General features: G+C 67.7%; 16 protein-coding genes. 7 read left to right on the top strand and 9 right to left on the bottom strand.

What is annotated here, in order from left to right:
- Positions 1–102 precede the first annotated feature (102 nt).
- The 7 genes from FEF34_RS18865 (at position 103) to trxA (ending at position 9,653) form a co-directional block, all read left to right on the top strand.
- Positions 103–2,427, top strand: a complete 2,325-nt coding sequence (locus FEF34_RS18865; protein ID WP_171053010.1) for a DUF6049 family protein — start codon at positions 103–105, stop codon at positions 2,425–2,427.
- Between the two features lie 43 nt (positions 2,428–2,470).
- Positions 2,471–4,684, top strand: a complete 2,214-nt coding sequence (gene murJ, locus FEF34_RS18860; protein WP_138054209.1) for a murein biosynthesis integral membrane protein MurJ — start codon at positions 2,471–2,473, stop codon at positions 4,682–4,684.
- A 121-nt stretch (positions 4,685–4,805) separates the two neighbouring features.
- Complete coding sequence (locus tag FEF34_RS18855) at positions 4,806–6,530, top strand: protein kinase family protein (protein ID WP_171053009.1); 1,725 nt, start codon at positions 4,806–4,808, stop codon at positions 6,528–6,530.
- Between the two features lie 32 nt (positions 6,531–6,562).
- The gene (gene sigM / locus FEF34_RS18850; protein ID WP_138054208.1) at positions 6,563–7,267 is read left to right on the top strand and encodes an RNA polymerase sigma factor SigM; all 705 of its coding nucleotides are present in this window, start codon (positions 6,563–6,565) and stop codon (positions 7,265–7,267) included.
- Positions 7,264–8,184 (top strand): hypothetical protein, encoded by a 921-nt coding sequence (locus FEF34_RS18845; protein WP_138054207.1) that lies wholly within the window; start codon positions 7,264–7,266, stop codon positions 8,182–8,184. The genes sigM and FEF34_RS18845 overlap by 4 nt, the downstream gene beginning before the upstream one ends.
- Before the next feature lie 120 nt (positions 8,185–8,304).
- Positions 8,305–9,267: a thioredoxin-disulfide reductase gene (gene trxB / locus FEF34_RS18840; protein ID WP_138054206.1), complete on the top strand. Its 963-nt coding sequence runs from the start codon at positions 8,305–8,307 to the stop codon at positions 9,265–9,267.
- A gap of 44 nt (positions 9,268–9,311) precedes the next feature.
- The gene (gene trxA / locus FEF34_RS18835) at positions 9,312–9,653 is read left to right on the top strand and encodes a thioredoxin (RefSeq protein ID WP_093655607.1); all 342 of its coding nucleotides are present in this window, start codon (positions 9,312–9,314) and stop codon (positions 9,651–9,653) included.
- Positions 9,654–9,741: 88 nt separating this feature from the next.
- Here the strand turns inward: trxA and FEF34_RS18830 are convergent, their stop codons facing one another.
- The 9 genes from FEF34_RS18830 to rpmH all read right to left on the bottom strand — a co-directional run bounded on the left by FEF34_RS18830 (position 9,742) and on the right by rpmH (position 16,510).
- Positions 9,742–10,359, bottom strand: coding sequence for a GNAT family N-acetyltransferase (locus FEF34_RS18830; protein WP_138054205.1), 618 nt, complete (start codon positions 10,357–10,359; stop codon positions 9,742–9,744).
- Between the two features lie 301 nt (positions 10,360–10,660).
- A complete protein-coding gene (locus FEF34_RS18825) occupies positions 10,661–11,740 on the bottom strand; it encodes a ParB/RepB/Spo0J family partition protein (protein ID WP_171053008.1) in 1,080 nt (359 codons plus the stop codon).
- Entirely contained in the window at positions 11,737–12,813 is a 1,077-nt protein-coding gene (locus FEF34_RS18820) for a ParA family protein (protein ID WP_138057579.1), read from the bottom strand. The genes FEF34_RS18825 and FEF34_RS18820 overlap by 4 nt, the downstream gene beginning before the upstream one ends.
- 260 nt (positions 12,814–13,073) lie before the next feature.
- Positions 13,074–13,790: a 16S rRNA (guanine(527)-N(7))-methyltransferase RsmG gene (rsmG, locus tag FEF34_RS18815; RefSeq protein ID WP_138054203.1), complete on the bottom strand. Its 717-nt coding sequence runs from the start codon at positions 13,788–13,790 to the stop codon at positions 13,074–13,076.
- A gap of 104 nt (positions 13,791–13,894) precedes the next feature.
- Complete coding sequence (locus FEF34_RS18810) at positions 13,895–14,407, bottom strand: Jag family protein (protein WP_138054202.1); 513 nt, start codon at positions 14,405–14,407, stop codon at positions 13,895–13,897.
- 14 nt (positions 14,408–14,421) lie between these two features.
- Positions 14,422–15,654 carry a membrane protein insertase YidC gene (yidC, locus tag FEF34_RS18805; protein ID WP_138054201.1) on the bottom strand — a complete coding sequence of 411 codons (1,233 nt, stop codon included), beginning with the start codon at positions 15,652–15,654 and terminating at the stop codon, positions 14,422–14,424.
- Between the two features lie 3 nt (positions 15,655–15,657).
- Positions 15,658–15,984 (bottom strand): membrane protein insertion efficiency factor YidD, encoded by a 327-nt coding sequence (gene yidD / locus FEF34_RS18800; RefSeq protein ID WP_109295069.1) that lies wholly within the window; start codon positions 15,982–15,984, stop codon positions 15,658–15,660.
- A complete protein-coding gene (rnpA, locus tag FEF34_RS18795) occupies positions 15,981–16,352 on the bottom strand; it encodes a ribonuclease P protein component (protein ID WP_138054200.1) in 372 nt (123 codons plus the stop codon). The genes yidD and rnpA overlap by 4 nt, the downstream gene beginning before the upstream one ends.
- A gap of 20 nt (positions 16,353–16,372) precedes the next feature.
- The gene (gene rpmH / locus FEF34_RS18790) at positions 16,373–16,510 is read right to left on the bottom strand and encodes a 50S ribosomal protein L34 (protein WP_003956500.1); all 138 of its coding nucleotides are present in this window, start codon (positions 16,508–16,510) and stop codon (positions 16,373–16,375) included.
- Positions 16,511–16,759: the final 249 nt, after the last annotated feature.

Here is a 16,759-nt window from a genome sequence, read left to right as displayed (position 1 = left end):
GAGCAGTCCCGAGCACTTCGCCACAGCGCACCTCGTTACCATGCGGGGACGCACCTAGCGACACCCACCAACGGCAAGAGACGACGAGGGACGGACGAGCGCGTGGCCGAGGCGGCAGAATTCCAGGGGATGGCTCCCTCTCCTGCCCGCCGGTGGTTGCGGCGCGCAGCCGCCCTCCTCGCAGGGACTCCGTTGCTCGCCGGACTGCTGTACCTGCCGGCGGCACCGGTCACGCACGCCGCGAGCAGGGCGAGCGACGCCGACACCGTCGACGTCGCGCTGAACAGCCTCTCTCCCAGCGCCCCCGTGAAGGATGACACGCTCACCATCTCGGGCACCGTCACCAACAAGGGCAAGAAGACCATCACCGACGCAGAGGTCGATCTGCGCGTCGGACCTCGTCTGTCGGGCCGTCCTGACATCGACGAGGTCTCGAAGGCCACCGGCTACACCCCGGGGGCCGACGCCAAGGCACTCGGCGGCCCGTACAGCGTCAAGATCGACCGGCTCGCCACCGGGATCAGCGAGGACTTCACGCTCACCGTCCCGGTCAGCAAGCTGAAGCTGGACGAGGCAGGGGTCTACCAGCTGGGTGTGTCACTCTCCGGGCAGGCCGCCGGCGACTCCTACGACCAGGTGCTCGGTATCGAGCGCACCTTCCTCCCCTGGCAGCCGGAGTCCGTGGGCAAGAGGACGCAGCTCACCTTCCTCTGGCCCTTGATCTCCACCACCCATCTGTCGGCGGAGACCGGATCGGACGAACAGCAGACCCCGGTCTTCGAGAACGACGCGCTCGCCGCCGAACTCGCGCCGGGAGGCCGGCTGGATCAGCTCGTCTCGCTCGGCAGTCAGCTCCCCATCACCTGGGTCATCGATCCGGATCTGCTTGCCACGGTCGATGCGATGACCCGGAACTATGAGGTCAGGACGGAGACGGGGGACACCGTGCCGGGCCGGAACCAGGCCGTGGCCAAGCAGTGGCTGAGCTCCCTGGAGAAGGTGGTCCAGGACCGTCAGGTCGTCGCGCTTCCGTTCGCTGACCCCGACCTGGCGTCCCTCGCACACCGCGGCAAGGACGTCTCCGGTTCGCTCGGCCATCTGCAGCGGGCGACGGCGGTGGCGGAGACGACGGTGGAGACCGTCCTCCACGTGAAGCCGTCGACGGACTTCGCCTGGCCTGTGGAGGGCGCCGTCGATCCGTCGGTCGTCGACGTCGCCACCTCCGCGGGCGCCCACAACATCATCGCCCGCAGCGACAGCCTCAAGGAGACCGGATCGGTCGCTTACACGCCTTCCGCCGCACGCCCCATCGGCGGTGGCACGACGGCCGTGGTCGCGGACGCACGGCTCTCCAAGGCCTTCTACGGGGACCTGAGCAAGGCCGGTACCTCCACTCTCGCGGTCCAGCAGTTCCTGGCCCAGTCACTGGCTCTCACGCGGCAGGCACCGGACGCCCAGCGCAGCATCGTGGTCGCTCCTCAGCGGATGCCGACGGCAGGCCAGGCACAGACGATGGCCAAGGCGCTGCAGGGACTGGCCGGCCAGCGCTGGACCCAGCCGCTGGATCTGATCGGGGCCGCCGAGGCCAAGCCCGACCCGGACGCCACGACCCGGGTACCGGCCGCATCCCAGTACCCGAAGAAGCTCAGGGCCCGCGAGCTGCCCGTCCAGACCTTCCAGGACATCAAGAGCACGCAGGGGACCCTGGACAGCTTCAAGGTCATCCTCACGTCCCCGGACCGGGTCGTGACCCCGTTCGGCAACGCGATCAACCGCGAGATGTCCACGTCCTGGCGCGGTAAGGCTGGTGTGGCTGCCCAGTACCGCAACGGCGTGCAGAGCTACCTGGAGGATCTCACCACCGAGGTGCGGCTGATCCAGAAATCGGCTCTGACCCTGTCGGGCCGCAGCGCCACGATTCCCGTGACGGTGCAGAACAAGCTGGTCCAGGGGGTCGATAACCTCGTCCTCCGGCTGAAGTCCTCGAACCCGACCAGGCTCAAGCTCGACGACGGCAGTGTGGTCGCCGAACAGCCCATCAAGATCAACGGCGGGCACAGCCAGTCGGTGAAGTTCACGGCGGCCGCCAACGCCAACGGTCCGGTCCAGGTCACGGCCCAGCTGTACACCGAGGACGGCAAGCTCTACGGCGGACCGATGACCTTCACGGTCAAGGCTTCCGAGATCACTCCGACCGTGATGCTTGTCATTGCCGGCGGTGTGCTCCTGCTCGTCCTCGCAGGCGTCAGGATGTACACCCAGCGCAAGCGGGCAGCGGCCCGGGAGGCTGCCACCGCAGGCGAAGCGGCTGATGAGACCCACGACAGCGCGGTGCCCGGCACCCCGGCGCAGCAGAGTGACCCGACACCGGACACCGGACCGGAAAACGCCGACCCGTCGGGTGCGGGTGAGAAGGTGGACCGTTGAGCGATGTCGTGGCCGGCGGGCCGGACGATGAGGTGGGGTAACCATGAACGCGCCGTACGACGGTGACCGCGGGCAGGGCGCGGACGGCACCGCGCCCTCCTCGGGCGCTCCGTACCCCTCGCACGGTCCTCAGCAGGCGGAGCAGCCGTCGACGGCCCAGGTGCCGCCGCAGGCCGGCGAGGCGTCCGACGACCCGTACATCCAGGACGCGTACGACCACGATCCGTACCGGTCCCGTGATCTCTCAGCCCAGGATCCCGTGTCGGAGGCGCTCTACGACCGTGCCGCGCACCCCCCACCACCGCCGGGCAGCGTTCAGCAGCCTCAGCCGCTGTATCAGCAACCTCCGGCTCAGCAGCACGCTCCCGACCCCCGGATCTGGGCGCAGACCCCGCCGCCCGAGCCGGACGGCCCGTCCCGCCATCTGCCCTACGGGGACGATGCGCGGACCGTGCAGTTCACCGGCGTGGACGACCTGGTGACCAGGGCCGGCGAGGACAAGCCGGAGCCCGACGCATTCGCCCACCTCTACCGGGACCAGCAGGCCACCGGGCGCGCCACGGCTCCTGCCGAACCTGAACGGGAGCCGGAGCCCGCCCCTGCGCCCGCCGCCCGGAAAGGGGGCGGCGGCCGGGCCTCCAGCCTGCTGAAATCCAGCGCCGTCATGGCCGCCGGAACCATGGTGTCCCGCCTCACCGGTTTCGTCCGCAGCCTGGTGATCACCGCTGCGCTCGGCGCCGCACTGCTCGGTGACGCCTACACGATCGCCCTGACTTTGCCGACGATGATCTACATCCTCACGGTGGGTGGCGGACTGAACTCTGTGTTCGTCCCGCAACTCGTCCGGGCCATGAAGAACGACGAGGATGGCGGGGAGGCGTTTGCCAACCGGCTGCTGACCCTCGTCATGGTCGCCCTCGGCGCGATCGTTCTCATCGCCGTGTTCGCGGCCCCGCTGCTGATCAAGGCCCTGTCGCCGACGATCGCCGGCGATCCCCCGGCGAACAGCGTCGCCGTCACGTTCGCCCGCTTCTGCCTGCCCACGATCTTCTTCATGGGTGTGCACGTGGTCATGGGGCAGATCCTGAATGCCCGCGGCAGGTTCGGCGCGATGATGTGGACGCCGGTCCTCAACAACATCGTCATCATCTTCACCTTCGGCCTGTTCATCTGGGTCTACGGCAGCTTCGCCGAGTCGCAGATGAGCGTCCGGACGATCCCGCCGGAAGGCGTGCGGCTGCTGGCCATCGGAACCCTGCTGGGTCTCGTCGTCCAGGCTCTCGCGATGCTTCCGTACCTCAGAGAGACGGGTTTCCGTTTCCGCCCCCGCTTCGACTGGAAGGGCCAGGGCCTGGGCAAGACCGTCAGGCTCGCCAAGTGGACGGTGCTGTTCGTCCTCGCCAACCAGGCCGGCGTGCTCGTGGTCACCCAGCTCTCCACCGCCGCCGGTGCGGCGTCCGGCAAGGACGGAGCGGGATTCCTCGCCTACTCGAACGCCCAGCTGATCTGGGGCATGCCGCAGGCGATCATCACCGTGTCGGTGATGGCGGCTCTGCTCCCGAGGATCTCCCGAGCCGCTCACGACGACGACCCCGGCGCGGTCCGCGACGACATCTCCCAGGGGCTGCGGAACTCGGCGGTCGCGATCGTGCCGGTCGCGTTCTCCTTCCTGGCGCTGGGCGTCCCGATGTGCACCCTGCTGTACGCGTCGGCGGGCACCGAGGCGGCCCGCTCGATGGGCTTCATCCTGATGGCGTTCGGCCTCGGTCTGATCCCTTATTCGGTCCAGTACGTGGTCCTGCGCGGCTTCTACGCCTACGAGGACACCCGCACGCCCTTCTACAACACCGTGATCGTGGCCGCGGTGAACGCAGCCGCCTCGGCTGCCTGCTACTTCCTCCTTCCGGCCCGGTGGGCCGTGGTCGGCATGGCCGGCTCCTACGGCCTCGCGTACGCGGTCGGCGTCGGGGTCGCCTGGCGGCGGCTGCGGAACAGGCTGGGCGGCGACCTCGACGGCACCCAGGTGGTGCGCACCTACGCCCGGCTGTGCCTGGCATCCGTGCCGGCGGCCGCGGCGGGTGGCGCCGTGGGCTACTTCGTGCTGAAGGCCTTCGGCGAGGGCGCGCTCGGGTCGCTCGTCGCACTCGTCGCGGGTGGTGCGATCCTGCTCGGAGTCTTCTTCGTCGCGGCGAGAAGGATGAGGATCCAGGAGCTCAACACCCTGGTCGGCATGGTGCGCGGCCGACTCGGTCGGTAGGGACCGGCCGTCCCTGCACAACCATCGTCCGCCACCGTGTGTCGTGCATAGCAGCGGACTGTGGGCACAATTGGCATGGCTGTTGGATTTGGCGCAACGGATGGGGAGGCAGGGAACGACGGTGGCAGAACGTAGCACGGCTGCCGTCGACGTGGCCGACAACAGCGGTGACGACCCGCTGGCCGCCCAGGCGGACAAGGCCGCGACCGACGGGGAGGCGCACGCCGACGAGGCGGCGGAGCAGGGCGCTCAGGACACGGGCGGCGAACGGAAGACCCGGGAGCAGTCGGCCATCAGCGCGCCCGAACTGCACAGCGGCCACAAACTCGCCAGACGTTACCGGCTCGAGGAATGCGTCACCCGTCTGGACGGATTCAGCAGTTGGCGTGCTGTCGACGAGAAACTGCGCCGCGCCGTCGGCGTGCACATTCTGCCTGCCGACCACCCCCGGGCTCGATCCGTGCTGGCCGCGGCCCGGTCGGCGGCTCTGCTGGGCGACCCCCGTTTCGTTCAGGTGCTGGACGCCGTCGAGGAGAACGACCTCGTCTATGTCGTACACGAGTGGCTGCCCGACGCCACCGAACTCACCGCGCTGCTCGCCGCAGGGCCGATGGAGGCCCATGACGCCTACCAGTTGGTGAGCCAGCTCTCCCAGGCCATGGCAGCGGCCCATCGGGAGGGGCTCGCTCATCTGAGGCTCACCCCCGGCGCCGTACTCCGCAGCTCCACGGGGCAGTACAGGATCCGCGGCCTTGCCGTGAACGCCGCTCTGCGGGGCATCAGCGCCGACCGGCCGCAGCGGACGGACACCGAGGCGATCGGGGCTCTGCTGTACGCCGCGCTGACTCAGCGGTGGCCCTACGAGAGCGACGCGTACGGCCTCTCCGGGCTTCCCAAGGGCGTCGGGCTGATCGCACCCGACCAGGTGCGCGCCGGCGTCCACCGCGGGCTCTCCGAACTGGCCATGCGTGCCCTGGTCAACGACGGGGCCACCGCATCCCGCCAGGAGCCGCCCTGCACCACTCCGGACGAGCTCGCCAAGGCGGTGGCGGCAATGCCACGCATCCGTCCGCCGGAGCCGGCCTTCACCGCCCCGCCGGAGTACCAGCGCACCACGTACCAACAGGGCACATACGGCCGTACGTCGGCCCACCCGGGCAGCGGCCTGACGCAGCCGGTGGTGGTCCCGCCGGCGCCCCTGGAGAGCCGCACCGGAAAGCTCCTGAAGTGGACGGTGTCAGCTCTGCTCATCGCCGCACTGGGACTGGGCAGTTGGCAGATCGCCGACAAGCTGCTGGATCGTGACCAGACGCCCGACGAACCCGGGAACAGCCAGACCACGGACGAGAAGCAGAACGACAAGCCCAAGGAGCCGGTAACGCTGGCCATCCGGGGTGCCCAGGAGTACGCACCGGACGGCACTCCTCAGAACGCGGAAGACGCCCGGAGCACCCACGACGACGATCCCGGCTCCTACTGGCGCACCAACAGCTTCCAAGACGGCCCCGACCTGCATCCTCAGGTCAAGAAGGGCGTGGGTATCGTCTACGACCTGGGCGCGGAGCGGGAGGTCACATCGGCCTCGATAATGCTTCGCCACGGTGGCGACTACACCAAGATCGCGCTGTACGCGACGGACCGCTTGTCACCGTCCGGCTCCGTCGACTCCATGAAGAAGATCGCGAATGGTCAGACCAGCAGTACATCGCTGAAGCTCACAGCCGCGGAACCGGTCAAGAGCCGCTATGTGCTCCTGTGGATGACCGCGATGCCCTACTCGCCGCAGGACCGCTTCAGCAATGCCGGCTACAAGCAGGCGATCACCGACGTGCAGTTCACCGGCTGACACCAGCACGACGATGGGGAGGGGGCTCACCGTTGGACAACGCCACACTCGGCAGCGCGAACGATCAGGAACTCCTGGATCGCCACGTCGCCGGGGATCCGGATGCCTTCGGTGAGCTCGTACGGCGCCACCGCGATCGGCTCTGGGCGGTGGCCCTGCGCACGCTGGGGGACCGGGAGGAAGCGGCGGACGCCGTACAGGACGCTTTCGTCTCCGCCTTCCGGGCCGCCCACACGTTCCGGGGACAATCCGCCGTGACGACCTGGCTGCACCGCATCACCGTCAACGCCTGTCTCGACCGGGCCCGCAAGGCGGCGTCCCGCAAGACCTCGCCGGTGGACGACACCGAGCGGCTGGAGCAGCTCCTCGAGCCCCATGAGTCCGCCGAGGCGCCCGCAGAACGCCAGGACCTCCATCGCGAACTCCTGGCGGCGCTCGCCACACTTCCCGTCGACCAGCGTGCCGCGCTGGTGCTGGTCGATATGCAGGGATACCCGGTTGCGGAGGCAGCCCGTGTGCTGGACGTCCCGACGGGCACCGTGAAGAGCAGATGCGCCCGCGGCCGTGCCCGCCTCGTTCCTCTGCTCAGACATCTACGCGGTGATACGAGGGATAACGGCGTCCCCGATGAGGGAAGGAACCGGACGCCTGGGACATCCGTCCCACCGGCGACCGGAGAAAGGGACGCAGGGCCGAATGGACCTGCTGCTGTGAAGGGCGGAGGTGGACGCACGTGACCTCCACGACCGGCACGGCTCGGCACCCGGAGGTATCCGAGATCGCCGATCTCGCCGAGGGACTTCTCCCGCCGACCCGCCAGGCGGCCGTGAGGAAGCATCTCGAAGACTGCGATCTGTGTGCCGACGTGCGCACCTCGCTGGAGGAGATCCGCGGCTTGCTCGGCACCCTGCCCGGCCCGCCGAGCATGCCCGCCGATATCGCCGGCCGTATCGACGCGGCGTTGGCGGCCGAAGCTCTGCTGAATGCCACTGCCCCGGCTGATGAGCCCACCGATGTTTCACGTGAAACAGCGCCGACGGCACAGCGCCCCGAGACCTCGGCGTCCGATCGCCCCGCGGGACACGCCCGCGCGGCCGCGGGACCGGGCCGCGCCCCCTCGGCCGGTCGTCGGCGGCGGGTCACCGTGGTCACTGCCGCGTTCAGCGCTGCCGCCGTCGGCCTGAGTGTGGTGCTGCTGCAGACTCTCGGAGGCCCGAGCAGCGACACCTCCGAGAAGAAGGCGGACGCCACTGCGAGCACCGCGTCGGGCGGTCATGACTTCACGGCGGCGACTCTGCAGACAAGGGTGCACTCGCTCCTGTCCTCCGAGGGGGCGGCTCCCCAGGACTCCGGGAGCTGGACGGCAACCCGACCCCGGGTGGAGAAGGACGCCTCCGTCGGCTCGGAATCCACCCCCCTGCGCTCGCCGGACTTTCCGGTGCCTCCCTGTGTCCAGAAGGGCACGGGCCGCACCGACGCGGCGATCGCGATCGATCAGGGCACTTTCGACGGCACCCCGGCCTTTCTCGTGGTGCTGCCGCACGCCGAGGACGCCTCCCGGGTACAGGCATATGTCGTGGCAGCGGCATGTGTGGAAACGGCCCCCGCAGGCAAGGGCGAGCTGCTGCTGACTCATGCCTACGCTCGCCCCTGAAACAGCCTCCGTGCCGCTCGGCCATGGCGGGAATGCATGCCCCGTAGGATCCGTTGGGTGGGGTGAGAGTCGTTGACCGGCCCCAGTAGGCAGCAATCTGCAGAGACGAGGAAGAAACCCGTGAGCGACGTCCGTAACGTGATCATCATCGGCTCCGGGCCGGCCGGCTACACGGCCGCGCTGTACACCGCGCGTGCGTCGCTGAACCCGCTGGTGTTCGAGGGCGCCGTGACCGCCGGTGGCGCGCTGATGAACACCACCGATGTGGAGAACTTCCCCGGTTTCCGCGACGGGATCATGGGCCCGGATCTCATGGACAACATGCGGGCACAGGCTGAGCGCTTCGGCGCTGAGCTGGTCCCGGACGATGTCGTCGCCGTCGACCTGGCAGGCGAGATCAAGACCGTGACGGACACCGCCGGTACGGTGCACCGTGCCAAGGCCGTCATCGTCACCACCGGTTCCCAGCACCGGAAGCTCGGCCTGCCGAACGAGGACACCCTCTCGGGACGTGGTGTCTCATGGTGCGCCACCTGCGACGGCTTCTTCTTCAAGGACCAGGACATCGCGGTCGTCGGTGGCGGCGACACCGCGATGGAGGAAGCGACCTTCCTCTCCCGCTTCGCCAAGTCCGTCACCATCGTCCACCGTCGTGACAGCCTCCGTGCGTCCAAGGCCATGCAGGAGCGGGCCTTCGCCGACCCGAAGATCAAGTTCGCCTGGGACAGCGAAGTGTCGGAGATCCACGGCGAGCAGAAGCTCACGGGCCTGACCCTGCGCAACACCAAGACCTGTGAGACGAGCGAGCTGTCGGTCACAGGACTGTTCATCGCCGTCGGCCACGACCCGCGCACCGAGCTCTTCAAGGGTCAGCTGGAGCTGGACGAAGAGGGCTATCTGCGGGTGGATGCTCCGTCGACCCGAACGAACCTCACCGGTGTCTTCGGCGCCGGCGACGTGGTCGACCACACCTACCGGCAGGCCATTACCGCTGCGGGTACCGGCTGCTCCGCCGCCCTGGATGCCGAGCGCTTCCTCGCTGCCCTCGCGGACGAGGAGAAGTCCGCGGCAGCGACCGTCTGACACCCTCTCGACCCCACCCCACCCTGCAAGCTAAGGAGTCCACCGTGGCCCTCAAGACCGTGACCGATGCGACCTTCGAAGAGGAAGTCCTCAAGAGCGACAAGCCCGTGCTCGTCGACTTCTGGGCCGAGTGGTGCGGGCCGTGCCGCCAGATCGCTCCTTCGCTGGAGGCCATCGCTGCCGAGCACGGCGAGAAGCTCGAGGTCGTCAAGCTCAACATCGACGAGAACCCGGCCACGGCCGCCAAGTACGGCGTCATGTCCATCCCAACGCTGAACGTGTACCAGAACGGTGAGGTCGCCCAGACGATCGTCGGCGCCAAGCCGAAGGCCATGCTCGTCCGTGAGCTCGATGCCTTCATCGGCGATGAGGTCACGAAGGCCTGACGCCCTTCGTTTCACGTGAAACACGAATGGGCCAACCCCAGCGGGTTGGCCCATTCGGTGTCTCTGCGTCCGCCGCTCCCCGGAACACCTACAGCGGTCGCAGAGCCGGCTCCTTCTGTACCGCGCCCAGAAGCCGGTCGAGAGCCAGCTCCACGTCCTCCTTCCAGGAGAGCGTCGTACGCAGCTCCAGCCTCAGCCTGGGGTGAGTGGGATGCGGGCGGACGGTCTTGAAGCCGACCGCCAAGAGATGATCGGCCGGCAGCACACAGGCCGGCTCGGTCCAGCGGGCGTCCCCGAATGCCTCGATCGCCTTGAAGCCCCGACGAAGCAAATCCTTGGCGACTGTCTGCACCATCACTCGCCCCAGTCCCTGCCCCTGGTAGCCGGGAGTGATCCATGCAGTCATCAGCTGCACGGCATCAGGGGAGACCGGACTGGTGGGGAAGGCGGTCGAACGCGGAACGTAGGCAGGTGGCGCGTAGAGCACGAAGCCGACGGGCACGTCGTCGACGTAGACGACACGGCCGCACGATCCCCACTCGAGCAGGACGGCCGAGATCCAGGCCTCCTTCTCGAGCTCGGGTCTGCCCGCCTTTACTGCTGCTTCTCCGCTGACTGGGTCAAGCTCCCAGAAGACACAGGCTCGGCAGCGCTTGGGGAGGTCTGAAAGGTTGTCCAGCGTGAGCGGGACGAGCCGACGGCCCATGAAGGCTGTTCCTCACTTCCTTCGACTGCCGCGCCAAGAGCAGCGGACAGCTCGCTCCGCTCCCGGAGCAGGCTGCCGATGAATCCGCCGACCGCGCCAATGCCCAGTCCGGCTGTCAGTAGGTGGCCGCGGCTCACCGATCGCATGGCTCGCCTTCCTCTGAGATGGGTCAAGGTGGATGCGCCATACCAGAACGCATCGTATCCACCCAGCGGGGACACGCCTACTGTGAGACGGCAAAGGGCGGATCGTGTCCGCTGAGAACCGGACACGATCCGCCCCGATAGGCTGAGGGGAAGTCTCAGGCCTCCTCTTCCTCGACCTCTTCGGAGAGCTCCTGCTCCATGACCCGCCCCTCACCCGGGGCGAGCGTGCCGAGGATGCGGTCGAGATCCTCTATCGAGGCGAACTCTACGACGATCTTGCCCTTCTTCTGACCGAGGTCGACCTTCACTCGGGTCTCGAAGCGGTCAGAGAGACGGGATGCGAGATCGGTGAGCGCGGGGGACAGGCGTGCGCCGGCACGCGGGCCCTTGGACTTCGGCGTGCTCTTCGGACGGGACCCCATCAGGGTCACGATCTCCTCCACGGCTCGCACCGAGAGGCCCTCGGCCACGATACGGTGGGCCAGCTTGTCCTGCTCCTCCGAGTCCTCCACCGAGAGCAGTGCCCTGGCATGACCGGCGGACAGCACGCCGGCCGCCACCCGTCGCTGCACGGGAGGGGAGAGACGGAGCAGTCGCAGTGTGTTGGAGACCTGAGGACGCGAGCGTCCGATCCGGTCGGCCAGCTGGTCGTGGGTGCAGTTGAAGTCCTTCAGCAACTGGTCATAGGCGGCCGCCTCTTCCAGCGGGTTCAGCTGAGCCCGGTGAAGATTCTCCAGAAGGGCGTCCAGAAGAAGCTTCTCGTCGTCGGTTGCCCGCACGATCGCAGGGATGCGCTCGAGGCCCGCCTCTCGGCAGGCGCGCCAGCGACGCTCTCCCATGATGAGCTCGTACCGCTCGGTTCCCAGTTGCCGTACGACGACCGGCTGAAGAAGACCCACTTCCTTGATGGAGGTCACCAGCTCAGCGAGCGCGTCCTCGTCGAACACCTCGCGCGGCTGCCGAGGGTTCGGAGTGATGGCGTCCAGCGGCACCTCGGCGAAGTGCGCACCGGCCGGGCCAGGCTCGGAGAGGGTCTCCGGCTCCGGCTCGGCCACACGCTGCTCCGGCGTGAGGGGGCCGGCAGGCAGCGTGGTGACCTTAGCCGCGGCCACACCGCGGTCCGTCGTCAGAACCGGGGAGCCTGCCCCCGCATCCGAAGGACCCGGCCTCTCCTGTGGAGCTGCCGGGATCAGTGCACCGAGCCCACGCCCCAGACCTCTACGTCGCTCGCTCACTGGATCCCCTCCGACAAACTCTGCTGGCTGTTCTGGCTGAGCACATGGGCGGGATGGGCCTCATAGTGGATCCCCACACCGCGCAGCGCGATCTCACGGGCAGCCTCAAGATACGACAGCGAGCCACTGGAGCCCGGGTCGTAGGTGAGAACGGTCTGCCCATAGCTGGGCGCCTCGGAGATGCGGACGGATCGCGGAATGCTCGTTCGCAGCACCTCATCGCCGAAGTGGCTGCGCACCTCCTCCGCGACCTGGGAGGCGAGCCTGGTGCGACCGTCATACATGGTGAGCAGAATCGTGGAGACATGGAGCGCGGGGTTGAGATGTCCACGCACCAGGTCGACGTTCCTCAGGAGCTGCCCCAGCCCCTCCAGCGCGTAGTACTCGCACTGGATCGGGATCAGCACCTCGGCACCCGCCACGAGCGCGTTGACGGTCAGCAGGCCGAGCGACGGCGGACAGTCGATCAGGATGTAGTCCAGCGGCTGTTCATACGCCTGGATCGCTCGCTGCAACCTGCTCTCCCGTGCTACCAGGGACACCAACTCGATCTCCGCACCGGCGAGATCGATGGTGGCCGGGGCACAGAAGAGTCCTTCGACGTCCGGGACCGGCTGGACCACGTCGGAGAGCGGCTTGCTCTCGACAAGAACGTCATAGATCGAGGGCACTTCCGCATGGTGGTCGATACCCAGGGCCGTCGATGCGTTGCCCTGCGGGTCGAGGTCGATCACAAGGACACGCGCGCCGTGCAGCGCGAGCGAGGCAGCAAGATTGACCGTCGTCGTCGTCTTGCCCACCCCACCCTTCTGGTTGGCGACGACCATGACGCGCGTCTGCTCAGGTCGGGGAAGACCCTCACCGGCACGGCCCAGAGCCTCCACCGCCAGTTGGGCAGCACGACCAATGGGGGTGTCGTCCATCGGCGGCGGTGTTTCACGTGAAACATCCTCCCCCGCCGATTCGGTACGGGGACCAGGGACCGGATCGGTCATCGGTCCCGCGATGTTGGCGTCGGACCGCAAGGATTCACTCTCCTCGACTTCAGGCTCGCGATGAACAGAGCCTGCCATGGTTTCGGGGTCCCGAACCAGCGAGGCCGGTGGTTCTGTGGAGAATTCCACCTCTGTGGACAAGTCAGTAACCCTCGCGAGCGGCTTGCGGTCACGCGGCGCGGCGGCCGCACGGCCACGGCTGATGATTCCCTGCAGCAGTGAGCGACGTTTCACGTGAAACACGATGCACACGCCGCGGGGTCACATCGTTACGACACTCCGAAATGCGTACGTACCGGGGATGCAACGCCGCAATCGGACAGCAGTGACGGAACAGCTCAGCGGCGACGACGGACGCGGCCGGCGCGGGCGGCCTTGGCCCTCTTGGCGGCGAACCGCACCCCGCCCGGACTCTCCCCGACCTCGACACGGACCACCGTGGACAAGGGGTCGACGATTCCCTGTCCGACCTGAACCACGGAGGTCTCCACCACGCCGAGCTTACTCAGCGCCGCCCGTGCCCCGTCGAGCTCTTCCTGGGCGGTGTCGCCCTTGAGAGCAAGCATCTCCCCATAGGGCCGCAGCAGCGGTACGCCCCAACCGGCCAACCGGTCCAGAGGTGCCACGGCGCGCGCGGTGACCACATGCACTGGGGGCAGCTTGCCGAGCATTTCCTCGGCCCGGCCACGCACCACCGTGACATGGTCCAGACCCAGCAGCTCCACGACTTCCTGAAGGAAGTTCGTACGACGCAGCAGCGGCTCCAGAAGAGTGATCTTGAGGTCGGGCCGGACCAGGGCCAGCGGAATGCCCGGCAGCCCCGCGCCGGAACCCACGTCGCACACTGTCACCCCCTCCGGGACGACCTCGGACAGCACCGCACAGTTCAGCAGGTGCCGCTCCCACAGTCGCGGCACCTCGCGGGGCCCGATCAGGCCGCGCTTGACTCCCGCGTCCGCGAGCAGCTCCGCGTACCTGACGGCCTCAGGGAAGAACTCACCGAATACCGTCCGCGCCTCTTCTGGCGCCTGGGGAAGCTCTGCTGCCTCCGTCACCGGAACCGTCCTTCCGTACCGCACCGCGCTGTAATGGCTGAATTATCAGGCTGACAAAATTCGGCCCCGCCTGCGAACAGACGGGGCCGACAGAACGCTGCAGGTCAGGCAGGGAGGACGACGACGAAGCGCTGCGGCTCCTCGCCCTCGGACTCGCTGCGCAGACCGGCGGCCGCGACCGCGTCGTGAACGACCTTCCGCTCGAACGGGGTCATCGGCTTCATCTTCACGGGCTCACCCGTGTTCTTGACCTCAGCCGCGGCCTTGGCGCCGAGCTCCGCGAGTTCGGCACGCTTCTTCGCCCGGAATCCCGCGATGTCCAGCATCAGGCGGCTGCGGTCCCCGGTCTCCCGGTGCACGGCGAGCCGGGTCAGCTCCTGGAGCGCCTCGAGCACCTCGCCATCGCGGCCCACGAGCTTCTGCAGATCACGGCTGCCCGAGTCGCTGATGATCGATACCGAGGCCCGATCCGCCTCGACGTCCATGTCGATGTCGCCGTCGAGATCGGCGATGTCGAGCAGACCCTCGAGGTAGTCAGCGGCGATCTCCCCCTCCTGCTCCAGGCGGGACAGGGTGTCGCCACCCTCAGCGGCGGCGGAGGTGGTGCCTTCCGTCACGGATGGACTCCTTCTTACTTCTTGGACGACGGGTGCTTGGGCCGCTGCGAGCCCTTGCGCTGTCCGGACTTGGCTTGGCGAGGGGTAGCGGGAGAGCTCTTGCCCGCCGGCTTCGGCGGTGTGTCCTGCTGCTTCTCAAGCGAAGGCTTGGCCTCGCCCGTCTGATGGGTACCGCCCGACTGGCGCTGGGCCTTGCTCTGACGCTTGGGCTGCTGACGCCGGGCGGCGGAACCGGCTTCGGCATCCGCCGTGACCGTGTCACTCTTGATCACGGTGCCGTCCGCCTGAGCCGCGAAGCCCGCCTTCGCCAGGCCCGCGAAGAACTTGCGCTCGTTGTCGTTGCGGTCCGCGCCCTTGGCCACGATGGCCTGGACGACCGAACGCCTGCGACGACCACGAACCTCGCCGTGAGAGCTGACGCTCTTCAGCAGACGCTGCAGGTAGTTGTCCTGCGCCTTGGAACCGGGCGTCGGGTTCTGGTTGATCACGTACATCTGCTGGCCCATGGTCCACACGTTGGTGGTCAGCCAGTAGACGAGGACACCGACCGGGAAGTTGATACCCGTGACGGCGAAGATCAGCGGGAAGATGTACATCAACATCTTCTGCTGCTGCATGTACGGCGTCTTGACCGTGAGGTCCACGTTCTTCTGCATCAGCTGGCGCTGCGTGTAGAACTGGGACGCGGACATCAGGACGATCATGATCGCGGTGACGACCCGGACGTCCGTCAGAGAGGCGCTGAGCGCCGCGACCTTCTCCTCGGAGTCCATGAACTTCGCGGCGATCGGGGCACCGAAGATGTGGGCCTCGCGCGCGCTGTTCACCAGCTCCTGGTTGAGGACGCCGATGGTGTCACCCGAGGCGATCTTGCTCAGCACGTGGTACAGCGCGAAGAAGAACGGCGACTGCGCGAGGATGGGCAGACACGAGGACAGCGGGTTGGTACCCGTGTCCTTGTACAGCTTCATCATCTCTTCGGACTGACGCTGTCGGTCGTTCTTGTAGCGCTCCTGGATCGCCTTCATCTTGGGCTGGAGCGCCTGCATGTTCCGCATCGACTTGATCTGCTTCACGAAGAGCGGGATCAGGCAGATACGGATGACCACCACCAGGGACACGATGGACAGTCCCCATGCCCAGCCCGTGTCCGGGCCGAAGATCGCCCCGTACAACTTGTGGAACTGGACGATGATCCAGGAGACGGGTGTGGTGATAAAGCTGAAGAGACTGGCAATCGTGTCCACTAATCAGGCTCCTTGAGCATTGGGCGAGGTCTCTGCGGCCGGGCTGGTCTCAGGGGGTTGCCCGCCCTTGCCGCCGCGCAGGTGGTCGCGCAGCAGCTCGTGCCAACGAGGTCGTTTACGGGGAGGGACATGGTCCACACCGCCGGGCGACCACGGGTTGCACCGCAGGATGCGCCAGGCGGTCAGTGCCGTGCCTTTCACCGCGCCGTGCCGGTCGATGGCGGTGTACCCGTAGTGGGAGCACGACGGGTAGTACCGGCAGACGGGGCCCAGCAGCGGGCTGATCGTCCACTGGTACAGCTTGATCAGAGCCAGCAGCGGGTACTTCATCGCGCGCCCCCTCCCTGCAGCCGCTGGAGAGCGGCGTCCAGGTCTCGGGCCAGCTGTGCGTGCTCGGCGTCGCCCGCTCCGGGCAGCGCCCGTACGACCACCAGGCTACCGGGGGGCAGCTCGGACAGTCGTTCGCGCATCAGGTGGCGAAGCCGACGCTTCACCCGGTTCCGCACCACCGCACCACCTACCGCCTTGCTCACGACGAAACCCGCACGCGTCGGGGAAGCGCTCTCCCCAGGCGCGTGCGGGTCCGTTGAACCGCTGCGAAGATGGACGACGAGAAGCGGGCGTCCGGCCCGGCGTCCCCGGCGTACCGCGGTCGCGAAGTCCTCGCGCCGCCTCAGCCGATTTTCGGTAGGCAGCACGTCATGACCTGTGCTGCAGATCAGGCGGACAGGCGGGCGCGACCCTTGCTACGGCGGGACGCGAGAATCGCGCGGCCGGCACGGGTGCGCATCCGCAGCCGGAAGCCGTGGGTCTTCGCGCGACGACGGTTGTTCGGCTGGAAGGTGCGCTTGCTCACTCGGGGGCTCCAGTAATGATTCGTGTGGTGGCGGGGCATCGCCTGGCTGTCACCGTGCGCCCACGAGTAGCTCGCAATACGCCCGAGTGCACCGCTTCACAATCACCGATCGTGATCTACTGATCGTGATCTTTGCCCATCGGAGGCAGGCGGCAGCAGCCATCGACAACTCGACCTGGTTACGGTACGCGCGGCTACGCCATCCGGTCAAACCAGGGTCACTGCAGCGCCGGCTGTACACAGGCTGTG

The organism is Streptomyces marianii (assembly GCF_005795905.1).
GTDB classification, from domain to species: Bacteria; Actinomycetota; Actinomycetes; order Streptomycetales; family Streptomycetaceae; genus Streptomyces; species Streptomyces marianii.
This window is presented reverse-complemented; position numbering and strand designations above follow the sequence as displayed.

Excerpts from the sequence above, each read along its gene's own strand:
- murJ (WP_138054209.1), top strand. The coding sequence starts at position 2,471 with ATGAACGCGCCGTACGACGGTGACCGCGGGCAGGGCGCGGACGGCACC.
- yidD (WP_109295069.1), bottom strand. The coding sequence starts at position 15,984 with ATGAAGTACCCGCTGCTGGCTCTGATCAAGCTGTACCAGTGGACGATC.
- FEF34_RS18830 (WP_138054205.1), bottom strand. The coding sequence starts at position 10,359 with ATGGGCCGTCGGCTCGTCCCGCTCACGCTGGACAACCTTTCAGACCTC.
- FEF34_RS18820 (WP_138057579.1), bottom strand. The coding sequence starts at position 12,813 with ATGGCAGGCTCTGTTCATCGCGAGCCTGAAGTCGAGGAGAGTGAATCC.